Source organism: Acinetobacter cumulans, assembly GCF_003024525.3.
Lineage (GTDB): Bacteria > Pseudomonadota > Gammaproteobacteria > Pseudomonadales > Moraxellaceae > Acinetobacter > Acinetobacter cumulans.
Window position 1 is genome coordinate 646,625 of record NZ_CP035934.2, and the last position, 15,198, is coordinate 661,822.

A 15,198-nucleotide genomic window follows, 5' to 3' on the forward strand; every position below is an offset into this window, starting at 1 on the left:
ATGAAAATCTTACATATCGCGAATTTTGGATTTAATAAACAGGGTGCACATTTTTATTGCACTGACCGTAAAATTTCCGCTGGTTTAATTGAAAACGGACACTTTGTTTATGATTTCAGTTTCCGCGATATGGCGCGTATGGGCACGATTTTTAAAACGAAAAAACTCGGTGCGAATTGGGCCAATAAAGAAATTTTAAAGATTGTGAATAATATTGAACCCGATCTCGTATTGGTGGGTCACAGTGACTTGATGAGTCCGACTGTGCTACGCGATATCAAACAGCAATTTCCTCAAACTAAAATTGCTTTTTGGTATGTCGATCCACTGTACTTAGAGCAGAAGTTAGGTTTTGTTCGTGAGTTTTCGCCATATTTAGATGCCATTTTCTGTACTACAGGTGGCGAATACCTGAAAAAATTAAAGCAACCACATTTAAAAACTGCTTATATGCCGAACGTCGGTCATCGCAATGTTGAAGTATTAAAACAATTTGAATCTACGCGCATTGATAAAGAATTTATCTTCTGTGGCGTGGTGTATAAAGAACCAGTCCGTGAGAAATTCTTAAAAGATTTGGCAGATACCTTAACTCAAAACAGTATTCAATATCAGTATTATGGCTGTTTTGAGCAACCGGGCGTATATGGCAAAGGCTATTATAAAGTGCTGTCAGAATCGCGTATGGGTCTCAATTATTCACGTAAAAACGACGTGACCTTATACAGTTCAGACCGAATTGTGCAGCTCACAGGCAATGGCTTATTAACATTTAGCCCGCGTATTCCAGGCTTCGATCAGCTCTATACAGAGCAAGAAGTGGTTTATTTTGATGACCAACATGATTTGGCGGCAAAAATTAAGCACTATGCCGGACATCCTGATGAAGCGAAGAAAATTGCAGAAGCAGGCTGGAATAAAACCCGCAGTAGTTTTAATGCAAAACGTATTACCCAGTTTATGATTGAAGTTACTTTTGATCAGCCGTTGTCTGAAGCTTATGAATGGTCACACGAGGTATATGCTTAATGTGGATTCTTTATGTGTTGGCGGGCTTAGTGCTACTGGCCACCGTACTCTATGTATTGGGTAACTACACTTTTTGGTTGCCACCATTACGTACTGCACATATTCCGCGTGTGGTGATGCTACATCAAGTCACGCCAAATGCAGAGGCTTCGGGTATGAATATGCCTCCTGCTAAGTTCGAGCAGTTGCTACAGTATTTAGTCAGTAAGAATGCCAAATTCTGCTTTGTCTCTGAAATTGATCAGTATGAAGGACAAAAAGATGTGTTTGCACTGTCCTTTGATGATGGCTTTTTAGATAACTACGAATATGCCTATCCGTTACTAAAAAAATATAAGGCCAAAGCGACAATTTATTTGGCTACACAAATTGAAGGTATTGAAAAGTTAAGCCCTGAGCAGATCCGAGAAATGTCAGATTCAGGCGTGATTGAATTTGGCGCACATACCCAGCACCATGTAAATTTGCTGAAACTGTCAGATGAACAGGCATTTGCAGAAATGCACGCATCTAAAAAAGATGTGGAAGCAATTGTTGGTAAATGTCCAAGCTTTGCGTATCCATTTGGCCGTTTTAATGAAAAGCATCAGCAAATGGCCAAAGAAATCGGCTTTAAAAATGCGGTGTCTACACGTAAAAAAGTGGAACACATCAGCACGGCGAACCAATTTAATATTCCGCGCGTAAGTACACATGGCGCAATGAATGCCTTACAAATGCGTATTGCCTTAGCGAAAGGACGTTATAAATTATGATTCCATGCAGTGTTTATATCGTAACTTTAAACTGCGGTCCTTGGCTGCAGGACACCTTGCAGAGCGTGCAAGATTTTTCAGAAGTGATTATTTTAGACTCTGGCAGTACCGATGATACCTATGCAATTGCGCAGTCTTTTGCCAATACGCGTATTTCACATCAAGACTGGCAGGGTTATGCTGCGCAAAAAAGCTTGGCTTTGGCGCAATGCAAAAATGACTGGGTGCTGAATTTAGATGGTGATGAAGTTCTATCGAAAGAATTAAAAGCCGAAATTGAACAGACCATTCAAGCCAATCAAATTGATGCGCTGATTACCCCGATTAATGATGTGTTCTTAGGGGTGCCGAACAGCAAGCATACGAAAAAACATGCCAAAGTACGTTTTTTCCGTAAAAGCAAAGGCCAATATGACCTGGAAAATAAAGTCCACGAAAATGTAATTGTGGATGGTCAAAGTGTCAAAGCGGAAGGCGATATTTATCACTACGGAGAATCGAGTATTTTTGTCAAAGTAGAAAAAAATAATCAGTACTCAAACTTAAAAGCAGCGGAAAAATTCCAAAAGGGCAAAAAGCCGAGTTTGTTAAAATTAAGTTTGGTCATGCCGGTAACTTTCTTAAAGTCCTACTTTATCCGTCGTAGTTGCTTGAATGGCTGGCGCGGTTTCGTAAACAGCATGATTAATGCTTTTTATGCCTTTTTAAAAGAGGCAAAGCTTTTTGAGCAGCATCAAAATGCAGCCAAGAAAAAACAGGATCAACCGTGAAAATTGTACAAGTTCTAGCAACCAGTGGCGGTATAGGCGGTTTGGAGCAGCATAGCTTCAACTTAGTCAATGAAATGTCGCTACAGCATGAAGTGCATATTTTGGCGCATCCGTGTTATGCCGATAAATTCAATGAAAAGGTTCATTTTCATCCGGTGAATTTTGCTCGCAGTCGCTGGAATATATTTTTGCTGTGGCAACTCAAAAGCCTGATTAATCAAATTCAGCCGGATATTGTGCATGCGCAGGCGGGTAAAGCTGCTGAGCTGATGACTAAAATTCGTGGCTGGCTTAAGCTAGTCAAGTTTGTTACGACAGTTCATGGCACCAAAAAAAATAAAGCCATTTATGCTGCTGGTGATGCGGTCATTGCAGTCAGCCAAGCGCTTACACAAGGTATCCCCGCGCATAAAGCGCATATTGTGTATAACGGTGTATATCCACAGCCTGCGCTATCAGAACAACAGAAAGACCAGCTAAAAGCCGATATTTATGCAGCGTATCCGGTCATGGATAGATCCAAAAAGCTGGTGATGTGCATTGGACGTTTGGAGCCAGTTAAAAATATCAGTTTGTTGATTGAGGCAATGCAGGGGATTGATGCTAACTTATGGATTGTGGGGGATGGTTCTTTACGGACGTCTTTAGAGGCGCAAGTTCAGCAGCAAAATATGCAGTCTCAAGTTGCCTTTCTTGGCTTTCGTACAGATGCACGTGACTTAATCCAGCTAGCGGATACTGTGGTGTTGTCCTCAGACCGAGAAGGTTTTCCATTGGTCATGGTGGAAGCGCTACAAGCGGATAAAACGATGGCATCGACCAAAGTGAATGGTGTGATTGAGTGGTTGCCTGCGCCATATTTGGCGGAGATTGGCAATGCTGAGCAGTTAAATGTCTCAATTCAGCAGGCGCTGTCAAATGTCGCCGATCAAGAATTTTCGCCTTTATTTGCAAAGGCAAAAGCAGAACTCACAGTTGAAGCCATGACACAGCAAACCCTGAAAATTTACAAGGATTTGCTGCACTCAGCATAAGTATTTACTTTTTAGCTGTTAAGCGAATCGCATCGAGTACCACAAAGTCGCCTTCAGCATTGATGGTATGACAGCCATCATCTTGTGGATTCCAATCTGGTAGAACCACTTCTAAGAGTTCTTCTTTGTAAGTGGTTGGGCTGAGTTCTACAATATGTTTAAGCTCAATATTGCCGCCGTAACGTTTTAGTGAATCTTGGCTTGGGCGCACCAGTTTGCCATCATAGCTAAATGGTTTTCCAGCCATGCGGAATTGTTGATGGCCTTTACAGACAGGGTTTTGTGGATGCTCTTGCCAGTTTGGATTTAAAAGATCTTCAGTCATAAAAAGATCTAAACGATCACCAAATTTTTTGCAATTTCGACGGGTTGAGGTAAATAAATACCACATGCCATTATGTAAAAATGGCGTCGTATCTACAGCCTCTATACCTTCTAATAAATTGCTATGTTTTTCCCATTTTAAAGGGAAGTCAGTGCATTTCCAAAGTTCAACAGTTTTATTGGCACTGGTTTCTGGAATCATAAACCATTCATTTTCAATCTGAAAAACACATGGATAAGACAGGTGGTAGTCCAGTTTTAGAATGGTTTGTGGCTCGGTATAAGTGCCGTCTTTAAATATTTCCAGAACTGATAAAAAACCGACAGGATGGATATCGTCGACTTCTTCAAAGAAAATGAAATGTCGATCATTATCTTGCGCATAAAAACAATCAGCAAATGTAAATTTGCGCGGTGAGTGAATTTCAAAAAGTGTTTTAAGCTGTTCTTGATGTTTTAATGGTTGTTGCAACCAGCCAAAACGCATGTACCAATGAGAATCAAATTTTCTAGCATGTTGCTTTTGTTGAAATTTATACCATTTCTTTAAAATTGTGCGCATCATAAAGCTGTGTAAAGACATAATACTATTTATCTAATTCTACATTAGGTATGATATTCATTCAGTAAAATATTGGTGTTGAGCTCGGCTTTTACATCAGTAGTATCGTGTTGTTTTAAATTTTATGAGTGCTTATAGCTTTATTTTGATCTGACTATGGGCGGATAGCCTAAGTCTGTATGGAAAATAATTGAGCTGTAATACAATTTTGGGAAGATAGATGAAGATTCTTCATACGTTACATTGGATTCAGTTTGCGGGCACGGAAAAAGTCTGTGTGGATTTATGTAATGAGATGGTGAAAGAACATCAGGTCTGTCTTTTGAGCCATGAAAAGATTAAGCCTTATATTGATGACGAGATAGAGCTCATAGAATTTGATTTTCAAAAGAATCGTCATAATCCTTTATTTTTATATCAAACAGCTAAGTTATTAGAAAAAATATCTCCAGATATAATTCATTGTCACAATACAAAGGAAATTGAGATCATGAAATATGCTCAATTTTTTTTGAAAAAAAAGATACCGATTATTGCGACAAAGCACACCTTGCAATATAAGAAAAAATATAATCTTGCTGATCTGTGTGTAGCGATTTTAGAAGATACGCAACAACTTTTAAAACAAGAATCAATTATTATTAAAAATGGTATGGCTTATAAAGCGCCAAGTAAAATTGAGCGTCCTGAGAAATTTTATATTGCGCTTACAGGTCGCTTAGATAAGATGAAAGGCTTTGATATTGCAATTGAAGCACTTTCTTCTGTGGATTTTGATTTTGAATGTCATATCTTTGGCGAGGGCGAAGAAAAGAATAATTTACAACAGTTGATTCAAGAACGAAATTTGGGAGAAAAAGTATTTTTAAAAGGTTTTAGCAACCAAATTAATAATGTTTTGTACAGTTGTGATTTGCATATTATTCCATCACGTTTTGAGCCGTATGGTCTTGTCGCAATTGATGCAATTTATTATGCGCCATTGATGATTTCATCTCATACAGGGATTTGTGAACAAATTTTGCCAGAATCTTTGAAATTTGACAGTACTGCAGAAGCTTTGCGCTCTAAAATTACTGAAGTTTATAAGAACTATGATGAGTTTGTAGTTGAGTTTGCAAATGTTAAGTCTACTAAAGACAGATTTAGCATTCAAAAAATGGCAGAGAGCTACTTAGAGGCATATCAAACCCTTATTTAATTCTTATTCATTTTTATATTATCTACATATGGCTGGTTTGAAAATTTTTAAGTCAGTCGTGTGATGTATCTATTTGTATTGTAATGTATTTCTTGCTAAATAAATATTTATAAATTAATAAGATTAAATTAAGCTTATTGTATTATTTTTGTATAAAATAGCTTCACACAGCTTTGGTAGCTGAATTAAGCAAAACTTATTATGAGAATGAAAAGTTGAAAATCGTCCATATTTTATATTTTACTGAGTTTGCCGGTACAGAAAAAGTCTGCGTAGATTTGTGTAATGCGATGAGTCAAAGTAATGAGGTTTTTTTACTGGCCAATACTCTCGACTTTCAAGGGAATAAAATTACAGATTATATTGAAGATACTGTGAATTTTGTTGATATTGAAACGGACCGAAATCGTCATAATATTTTCTATTTATATAAAATTGCCAAAATTTTAAAAAATATCAATCCTGATGTGATTCATTGTCATAATACAAAGATGCTCGAAATTATGAAATATTGTCAGATATTTCTCTCCAAAAAAATTCCTTTGGTATTTACGAAGCATAATTGGTTTGTTAAGAAGCGTATGAAATATGCGGATATCTGCGTGGGTATTTCACCAGAAACACTGAAACTTTGTAATGCGAAAAAAAATATTCTGATAGAAAATGGTATTAAGTTTCAAAATCCTACAAAAATTCTAAACAATGATGTTTTTAATATTGTTGGCGTGGGAAGACTAGAAGAACATAAAAATTGGCAGTTGGCCATTACAGCTTTAAGTCAGGTCAATTTTGATTATCGCTTATATATTTTGGGACAAGGTATTTATGAGCAAGAACTTAAAGACTTAATTGAGAAATTAAATGTAGCAGATAAAGTTAAATTAGTTGGCTTTGTGAATAATCCTTGGGATTATATTTGTAGCTCAGATTTGCAAATTTTACCTTCAAGATTAGAGGGCTTTTCATTAGCACTCATTGAAGGCATTTATTATGGTAAAATGGTCTTTGCATTAGATACAGCGAATCATCGTGAAGTATTAGGTGATGATTTTATTATTGAAGATGATGCAGAAAAGCTGACTCAAACATTGAATCAAGTTTATTTAAACTATGATGAATTCAATGAAAAGTTTTCAAAAGTGAAAGCTGAATCAGCCCGTTTTGATATTAATAACGTTGCGCAAAAATATATTGATGCATATAAAAGTTTATCGGATCAAAAAGTACAGGCCGCTTAACAGTTTATTATTTTCGCTAAATAGCCCCTTTGGCTCATTGCAGAAGGGGCTAATGTACAGAATGTGTGTTCAAGGCTTATTCAATAAGAAATGCTTAAAAAAGCTTATGTGAATGATCTAGGCTTAGAAAATACATAAGCCAAAACAATAATTATTCTTTATCTGCATTACCCTTTAATACCATATAGATCAGCGCGACAAAAATAGCAAAAGCGCCAGCCAAACTACTGACACAAAAAATCACAATACGGTTATAGGTTGTTAAATTAAATAATTGGTTATCCACGATGTAGCGCATGAAAATCCATTGCACGATTGAAAATACAATTAACACAATTGCACGACGGCGAACTTCAGGACGCATAGCCATAGGGAGATACACAGCAACAATCTAAGAGATTGCTATTATGCCACTGTTGAAAATTGATCTCAATTGAATAAAACTAATCCACACTATGCCAAAACAATAGCGACAAACTTGCATCGAATTTACATGGTTTTCTTATTGTACATATTGATATCACCCAAACAGTTTCTAAAGCGTTTATAGGACCAAATATACTGTGCTGGTGCTTGATTGATCATCTCCTGCATTGCAAGATTTAGGCTCGTTACAGAGTGCTGTAAATCATGAGCGTTGATGTCTTCAGGTAGGTACTGACAGTGAATATCAAAACTTTTCAAGTCGGGATTGCGAATACAGCTTAAGCCGATAACCTTACATTGTGTTTTTGCAGCTAGCTTAGAAACGAGCGTGATGGATAAGGTCTTTTGTCCAAAAAAATCAGCGTAAATGCCACCAGAAGGCTTGGGTAAATGATCGGGTAAAATAACAGTTAAGCCACCTTGCTTTAAATGTTTAAAAATAGCACGTATACCAGTTTCATTTGTAGGCACTAAAGTTGCGTTAAATTTTTCTCTTGCCTCTAATAGATAGCGATTTATACCTTTATTTTTATTGGGTTTATACATAATCATCGGTTTGGTATGTACATTTAACCATGCGTTGAGCAATTCCCAGCAGCCAAAGTGCGGAACGACGACAATGACACCTTTTTTAGTCGCCAGTGCTTCGGTTAAAACGCTCTCTCCATGGATGTGTTGGATTAAGCCTAGACTAAAGCTTGGTGGCATGCCCCAGCACTTAATAAATTCAATATAAGTCAGACATTGGCTTTGCACACTTTCTTTCGTCAACTGCTGTTGTAATGTCGGAGATAATTCGGGATAGGCCAGTTGAATATTAATTGCAGTAATGCGTTTGATGGATGAATTGGAATAATAAAGAAATAATGCAATGACAGTGGCGAGAGTTTGTAGCAGTCCTAAAGGCAGGGCAGAGATGATTTTAAAAATGAAATACATCAGGTTGTCGATCTCAAAAAGTAGAGCAAGCGGATGAAAATAATTTTGCTAAGAGAGGACTGGTTGTATTCAAGAATGAAAATGATCAGAAGCTTTAAAACAAAATAAAATGATTCATGAACAATTGAGGGTTTCAATTTTGCATGATTAGGCTTGGCATCATAACGTAGGGATTTACATTTAGAATTAGCAAAGTAAACCAAATTTTCGGTTTTATGATGTGTGATTCGATCTTAAATTTATTAGAAGGAATAAAAAAACCCTGCACTTGGCAGGGTTTTTTCATTCCTTCTTAATATTTCTTCAAAAGGGAGAAAAAGAAGGATTTAAAAAATTATTTAGCTTCTTCTGCTTTTGGTTTTTCGCGTAAACGAATACCAAGATCGCGTAGTTGATTTGTTTCAACTGGCGCAGGTGCTTGAGTTAGAGGACATTCCGCAGTTTTAGTTTTCGGGAATGCAATCACGTCACGGATTGAAGATGCACCAGTCATCAACATCACTAAACGGTCAAGACCGAATGCTAAACCGCCGTGAGGAGGCGCACCGAATTTCAACGCGTTAAGCAAGAAGCTGAATTTCTCTTCTGCTTCTTCTTCACCAATGCCAAGCGCTTCAAAGATCGCTTTTTGCATTTCTAGGTTGAAGATACGAAGTGAACCGCCGCCAATTTCAGTACCGTTCAATACCATATCGTAAGCAACAGACAATGCAGCACCTGGGTTGTTCTTCACTTCTTCAACGCTTGATTTTGGAAGCGTGAATGGGTGGTGAACAGACGTCCATTTGCCGTCATCAGTTTCTTCGAACATAGGGAAGTCAACAACCCAAAGTGGAGCCCACTCGCAAGTTGCCATCTTCATGTCGTGGCCGACTTTAATACGTAAAGCGCCCATTGCATCATTTACAACTTTTGCTTTGTCCGCACCAAAGAATACGATATCGCCATTTTCAGCACCAACGCGTTTTAATAGATCAAGTACGATTGGCTCGATAAATTTAACGATTGGAGATTGAAGACCTTCGATACCTTTTTCAAGATCGTTGACTTTGATGTAAGCCAAACCTTTCGCACCGTAGATACCCACGAATTTAGTGTATTCGTCGATTTGGCTACGTGGAAGCGCGCCAGCACCTGGTACGCGAAGCGCAACAATACGGCCTTTAGGATCTTTAGCAGGACCTGCGAATACTTTGAATTCAACGTCTTGCATCATGTCTGCAACGTCAACCAATTTCAAAGGAATACGCATATCTGGTTTGTCAGATGCATAGTCGCGCATTGCGTCTGCATAAGTCATGCGAGGGAATTTGTCGAATTCAACGTTTAGAAGTTCTTTGAACATCTTAACTGTTAAACGTTCCATTAAATCCATGATGTCATCGTCACTCATGAACGATGTTTCAACGTCGATTTGTGTGAATTCAGGCTGACGGTCAGCACGTAAGTCTTCATCACGGAAACATTTCGCAATTTGGTAGTAACGATCGATACCGCCAACCATCAACAACTGTTTGAACAATTGTGGAGATTGTGGAAGCGCGTAGAAGCTACCGTTAGAAACACGACTTGGTACTAAATAGTCACGTGCACCTTCAGGAGTAGCACGAGTCAAAATAGGCGTTTCAACGTCTAAGAAACCATTGTCTTCGAAGTAGTTACGAATGAGGTTGGTTAATTTAGAACGGAAACGTAAGCGATCTAACATTTCTGGACGACGGATGTCCAAGAAACGGTATTTCAAACGTACTTCTTCAGAAATATTGGTATTTTCGTCATTCAATGGGAATGGCGGTGTTTCAGAAGCAGCAAGCACTTCGATTTCTTTACCAAGAACTTCGATTTGACCGCTGGTAATATTTGCGTTTTCAGTGCCTTCGTAACGACGACGTACGCGACCTGTAATTTTTAAAACAAATTCTGAACGTGATTTGTCCGCAGTTGCGAATGCTTCAGGAGTATCTGGGTCAATAACCACTTGAACAAGACCATCACGGTCACGCATGTCAAGGAAGATTACACCACCGTGGTCACGGCGACGGTGAACCCAACCGCATAATGTTACGGTTTGGTCAATTTGAGCTTCGGTTAAAGAACCGCAGTAATGAGTTCGCATCATAGCGTTAGAAATCCAACTATATGGGTTAAGGTCAGCGAATACGTAAACAGCGTACCGCTTTTATTCGAAACAGCGATTATGCCTCTTTTTGACCATTTTGTCACAAGGGCTTAGCTTTAAAACCGTAAAATTTCCCTGCATTGATCATTTTAAATCGTGCTTATTCAACTGAGGGCTTAAAAATATTTGTTGTCGATTTAAGGATGACAAAAATAAGGCTACCGATGGTAAACACAGCTAAAAATGCGCGAAAAAAATAATTAATCGATTTACCAATATAAGTATAGAGATCATGAACAAAAGCATCAGAATAGACGCTTTCTGCAAAATATAGATAGCTGAGAAAGCCTGCAAGCAAGGACAGTAGCCCTAGAGCGTAGACATAAACTTTAGTCCATCGATTGACGATTACGCTACTACGGTGGTTTAGGTGATGGCGGTAAATCATCCATGCTAAAACAGGTAGCGCTAATATAGACAAGCCAATTTGTAAAACACGGTGTAGCGGATAGCTGTGACCAAAGAGCTGAATAGGCTGCAGTAAAATATTTTTAAAGGCAAAGGTGCGAAAGTCGACATGGGTTAGGCCATCCCAAAGGATGTGTGTGGATGTGCCGATAATAATGGCAATGATGAGGCTTAGAATAAAACCACAGCATTGATTGAGGCCGTGTAGATTGAGAGATTTATGTAGACCAAAAAAAGCAAACAGCATCGGTCGGTAAAATGCATACCACAGCAAGCAAAACATTAAGCCCAAGAGAAGATTAGGCACAATGAGCCCCGACCATTGATGTGATCCATCATAATTGGCATTGGTAAATAAGCGAAATAAATCCGGCACCATACAGCCAATGGCTAAGGCGGCAATGGGCAAACGACCACCGCTTAATTTAGAGAGGGGCGGTGCTAAGACAGCATGCGAAATGGTAAAGGGCATAATTTAAAATATAATTATTTAAAATAAATCAAAAGACTAATGCGTCAAAGTATAGCTGAGAGCTCAGCTTAGAAATGTTTTTTATTGAAAAAATATTGAAATGTTATAATATAACAAAACAAAGCCATCTACCTGAGCTGCCAGCATGCTATTCAAGAAGAAATTAATCAGCGTATCTATTTTTGCCTCTATGGCACCGTTTGCATTTGCAGATGAAGTTTTAACCCAATCTAAGCAGGGGGCCGTACAACAACTCGATACCATTCATGTACAAGCCCATCCCCTAGAACAATCAGCTGCCGATTTTGCAGTTGCTGATCATATTGTCAGTCAGAAAAAATTAGCTGAACGTGGTACAACCATTGGTGATGCTTTGGCTGATGAACTTGGTGTGTATTCAAACCAATACGGTTCAGGCTCTAGCCGTCCAGTGATTCGCGGGCAAGATGGCCCACGTGTAAAAGTATTACAGCATGCTTCTGAAACCGCAGATGTTTCTGCACTTTCACCAGATCATGCAGTCACGGTTGATCCAATTTTGGCAAAACAAGTAGAAATCATTCGAGGCCCATCAACTTTACTGTATAGCGCAGGCACGGTGGGTGGTTTAGTGAATGTCACTGATCAAAAAATCCCAACGCAAATGCCTGATAAAGGCTACGAAGGTCAAGTTGGTCTCCGCTATAACTCAGGTAGTGATGAAAAGCTGGCGAGTGCTGGGGTCACTGCTGCATTGGGTGATCAATTTGCGATTCGTGTAGAAGGCTCAAAACGTAAAGCCAATAATTATATCGCGCCAGATTATGTACATGAGCACAGCCATGAACATGATTTGGGCAATGGCCAGCATGAAACCCACACTGAGTTTGTAAAAGAACGCCGTGTTGATAATACTTTTGCCGAAGGCCAAACCGTAAATATTGGCGGATCATGGATTCATGATCGCGGTTTTGTCGGGCTGTCTTATAGTAATCGTGAAGATCAGTATGGTTTGCCTGGGCATAGTCATGAATATGAAAACTGTCATCCGCATGGTGATGCGTTGGACTGTGACGCACATGGTGCAGGTGGTCATACGCATGACCACGATGAAGAAGAGCACGGTGGGCCTTGGGTTGACTTAAAATCTGAGCGTTATGATTTACGTACGGAATTGTCTGAACCATTTGCAGGATTTCAAAAGCTTCGTGCACATGCGAGTTATACCGACTATAAGCATGATGAGTTAGAAGAAAGTGAAGTATTAACCACCTTTAAAAGTAAAGGCTATGATGCACGCTTAGAGTTGGTACATAACCCAATTGCCGATTGGGAAGGTGTGATAGGCACGCAATATAACCGCCAAAAGCTGAATATTTCAGGCGAAGAATCCTTGATGAATCCGAGTACCACAGAAAAGTGGAGCTTATTTGGTTTAGAGCATAAGCAGTTTGGTGATTTCCACGTGGAACTGGGTTTACGTGCCGATCAGCAAAAAATTGATATTGATTCGACACAAAAAGACTTTAGCGATTATGCAATTTCGTACTCAGGTGCAGTCAACTGGGAATTTGCACCAGACTATAAACTATCCTTTGTGGCATCACATCAAGAACGTTTGCCTTTGGCGCAAGAGCTGTATGCCAATGGCAAACACTTTGCAACTAATACCTATGAACGTGGCAATGAAAATCTGGGTGTAGAAAAGTCGAATAATGTTGAATTGGGCTTACATTACGAAGCTGATAAGTTGGACTACCATGTACATGTATATCACAACTGGTATGACAGCTATATTTATGCAGCAACAACGGCGACACACGACAACTTCCGCTTAGTGGACTATACCCAAGACAAAGCGAAATTTTATGGTGTAGAGGCGGAAACAGGTTATCAACTGAGTGATCTGTATAAAGTCAGCTTATTTGGTGATTATGTACGAGGTAAAATTGATGGCGCCAATGCACCGCGCGTACCTTCAGGCCGTTTAGGGACTAAAGTGGATGCAAAATTCACGGATCAGTGGTCAGGTTTAGCAGAGTATTATCATGTGTTTAAGCAAGATAAATTTGCAGACTTTGAGCAAGAGACGCAAGGCTATAATATGGTGAACCTAGGCGTATCGTATGCAGGACAATATGCCAAAGACAACGATTATCGTGTGTATTTTAAAGCCAATAACCTGTTAGATGATCAAGTTTATTCACATGCATCGTATTTATCGACCATTCCACAAGTTGGCCGTAACTTTAGCGTAGGCGTAGAGTTTGGCTTTTAAATGAGTTGCAATCATGAGTGCGCAATAGCCCTTTGATTGCATACAATCACAGAAATCCGCTTGAAAAATCAATGGATAATACCTAGTCTGAGCATATTGGACTAGGTTTTTTATTATGCGTATTTTTGAGCGAATCCACCGTAAACTCAATTGGTCTACACGTCGATATGTGGGGCTGGTTGTAGGGTTATTGGCGCTAGGCTATTTATCTTCCGCGGTATATCACATGTATAAGCCTTTACCAGAAGGGCTGGATTACACGGGTAAATTACGTCATGCAAATGTGGAATTTTTGGTTGATCAAACTTATCTTGATGCGACAGGTCAGCAACATGTAGATCAGCAAATTTTCAAGCAAATGCTTCAATTGATTGAGCAGGCGCAAAGCACGATTGTGATCGATATGTTCTTGTTTAATCAGCAAGTAGGCGATTCTAAAGTACAGCATCAAGCGCTTATGCAACAATTGACGAATGCGCTTATTCAGAAGCGTAAATACAATCCTAATCTCGAAATTAAGTTCATCACTGATCCAATCAATACCGTTTACGGTGGTGTGTATTCTGAGCAATACCATGACTTGCGCCAAGTTGGGATTGATGTGATTGAAACCGATTTAAGTCCATTGCGTGCATCTAATCCAACGTGGTCTGGCATTTGGTATTTATGTTGTCAGGGAATGGGAAATAACACGGAATCAGGCTGGTTGCCGAATCCATTTGGCAATGAAAAAATCACTTTGCGTAGCTACTTTGAGCTTCTAAATTTTAAAGCCAATCATCGTAAAACTATGGTGGTGGACACGGTTGATGGTTGGAAAGCCTTAGTTAGTTCCATGAATCCACATGATGGAAGCTCACGCCATTCAAATGTGGCCTTGTTAGTTCAAGGCAAAACCGCACTGGATGTGCTGCAGACAGAACAAGCTGTTGGTGCAATGTCGAAAGCCAATTTGCCGGCAGTGATTACGGGCGAATTTGAAGAGGCGAAAACATTACCGCAAGTTCAAGTGCTGACTGAAGGTGCGATTTATCAGGCTGTATTGGACTCGATTAAAAGTAGTCAAAAGGCTGGCGTAGAAATCGACATCGCAATGTTTTATTTATCTGAGCGTCAGATTATTCAACAGTTAATTGCAGCACATCAACGCGGTGTAAAAATCCGAGTACTCTTAGATCCAAATAAAGATGCGTTTGGCCGTACTAAAAATGGTATTCCTAACCGGCCAGTGGCGGCTGAGCTGAACAATGCGGGTATTGATGTGCGTTGGTGCAATACCCAAGGCGAGCAGTGCCACAGTAAAATGCTGTTAAAACGTGATATGTATACGACTCAATTGATTTTAGGTTCGGCAAATTTCACTGCACGCAATTTAAAAAACTATAATTTGGAAACAGATTTAAATGTTATTGGTGGGCGTGATGCTCAGGTATTTACACAAGCCAATCAGTATTTTAATCGTGCATGGTCAAATTTAGATGGCCGTCAAATGAGTGTGCCATATCGTCAATATGCTGATGAATCTAAACTGAAATATGCCTTATACCGTTTTATGGAATGGAGCGGGTTATCTACTTTTTAGAATTGTATTAATCTCCTTCAAT

General features: G+C 39.1%; 13 protein-coding genes. 8 read left to right on the top strand and 5 right to left on the bottom strand.

Annotated elements, in window-relative coordinates; genetic code table 11:
- From C9E88_RS03080 to C9E88_RS03095, 4 genes are read left to right on the top strand one after another with little or no spacing between them, the layout of a single operon-like run.
- Positions 1-1,029 (top strand): glycosyltransferase family protein, encoded by a 1,029-nt coding sequence (locus tag C9E88_RS03080; RefSeq protein WP_106984631.1) that lies wholly within the window; start codon positions 1-3, stop codon positions 1,027-1,029.
- Entirely contained in the window at positions 1,029-1,784 is a 756-nt protein-coding gene (locus C9E88_RS03085; protein ID WP_106984632.1) for a polysaccharide deacetylase family protein, read from the top strand. Before C9E88_RS03080 ends, C9E88_RS03085 begins: the two co-directional genes overlap by 1 nt.
- Positions 1,781-2,554: a glycosyltransferase family 2 protein gene (locus C9E88_RS03090; RefSeq protein WP_106984633.1), complete on the top strand. Its 774-nt coding sequence runs from the start codon at positions 1,781-1,783 to the stop codon at positions 2,552-2,554. Before C9E88_RS03085 ends, C9E88_RS03090 begins: the two co-directional genes overlap by 4 nt.
- Complete coding sequence (locus C9E88_RS03095; protein WP_106984634.1) at positions 2,551-3,588, top strand: glycosyltransferase; 1,038 nt, start codon at positions 2,551-2,553, stop codon at positions 3,586-3,588. Before C9E88_RS03090 ends, C9E88_RS03095 begins: the two co-directional genes overlap by 4 nt.
- Before the next feature lie 4 nt (positions 3,589-3,592).
- Here C9E88_RS03095 and C9E88_RS03100 read toward each other — a convergent pair whose 3' ends face one another.
- Positions 3,593-4,477 carry a glucosamine inositolphosphorylceramide transferase family protein gene (locus C9E88_RS03100; RefSeq protein WP_106984649.1) on the bottom strand — a complete coding sequence of 295 codons (885 nt, stop codon included), beginning with the start codon at positions 4,475-4,477 and terminating at the stop codon, positions 3,593-3,595.
- A 217-nt stretch (positions 4,478-4,694) separates the two neighbouring features.
- Between C9E88_RS03100 and C9E88_RS03105 the strand changes: the two genes are divergently transcribed.
- A complete protein-coding gene (locus tag C9E88_RS03105; RefSeq protein ID WP_106984635.1) occupies positions 4,695-5,675 on the top strand; it encodes a glycosyltransferase in 981 nt (326 codons plus the stop codon).
- Positions 5,676-5,890: 215 nt separating this feature from the next.
- The gene (locus C9E88_RS03110; RefSeq protein WP_155687854.1) at positions 5,891-6,913 is read left to right on the top strand and encodes a glycosyltransferase; all 1,023 of its coding nucleotides are present in this window, start codon (positions 5,891-5,893) and stop codon (positions 6,911-6,913) included.
- Positions 6,914-7,064: 151 nt separating this feature from the next.
- On the opposite strand, the gene C9E88_RS03115 is transcribed toward C9E88_RS03110, so the two are convergent.
- The 4 genes from C9E88_RS03115 to C9E88_RS03130 form a co-directional block, all read right to left on the bottom strand.
- Positions 7,065-7,283, bottom strand: a complete 219-nt coding sequence (locus C9E88_RS03115) for a hypothetical protein (RefSeq protein ID WP_106984637.1) — start codon at positions 7,281-7,283, stop codon at positions 7,065-7,067.
- A gap of 119 nt (positions 7,284-7,402) precedes the next feature.
- Positions 7,403-8,278, bottom strand: coding sequence for a lysophospholipid acyltransferase family protein (locus tag C9E88_RS03120; protein WP_106984638.1), 876 nt, complete (start codon positions 8,276-8,278; stop codon positions 7,403-7,405).
- A 334-nt stretch (positions 8,279-8,612) separates the two neighbouring features.
- On the bottom strand, positions 8,613-10,397 hold the full coding sequence (gene aspS / locus C9E88_RS03125; protein ID WP_106984639.1) for an aspartate--tRNA ligase: 1,785 nt from the start codon (positions 10,395-10,397) through the stop codon (positions 8,613-8,615).
- A 160-nt stretch (positions 10,398-10,557) separates the two neighbouring features.
- The gene (locus tag C9E88_RS03130) at positions 10,558-11,337 is read right to left on the bottom strand and encodes a DUF4184 family protein (RefSeq protein ID WP_106984640.1); all 780 of its coding nucleotides are present in this window, start codon (positions 11,335-11,337) and stop codon (positions 10,558-10,560) included.
- Between the two features lie 145 nt (positions 11,338-11,482).
- Here C9E88_RS03130 and znuD point away from each other — a divergent pair, with 145 nt between their 5' ends.
- Together znuD and C9E88_RS03140 are read left to right on the top strand one after the other, a co-directional pair.
- The gene (gene znuD, locus C9E88_RS03135) at positions 11,483-13,594 is read left to right on the top strand and encodes a zinc piracy TonB-dependent receptor ZnuD (RefSeq protein WP_106984641.1); all 2,112 of its coding nucleotides are present in this window, start codon (positions 11,483-11,485) and stop codon (positions 13,592-13,594) included.
- Between the two features lie 115 nt (positions 13,595-13,709).
- Complete coding sequence (locus C9E88_RS03140) at positions 13,710-15,176, top strand: phospholipase D family protein (protein ID WP_106984642.1); 1,467 nt, start codon at positions 13,710-13,712, stop codon at positions 15,174-15,176.
- The last annotated feature ends 22 nt before the right edge of the window (positions 15,177-15,198 follow it).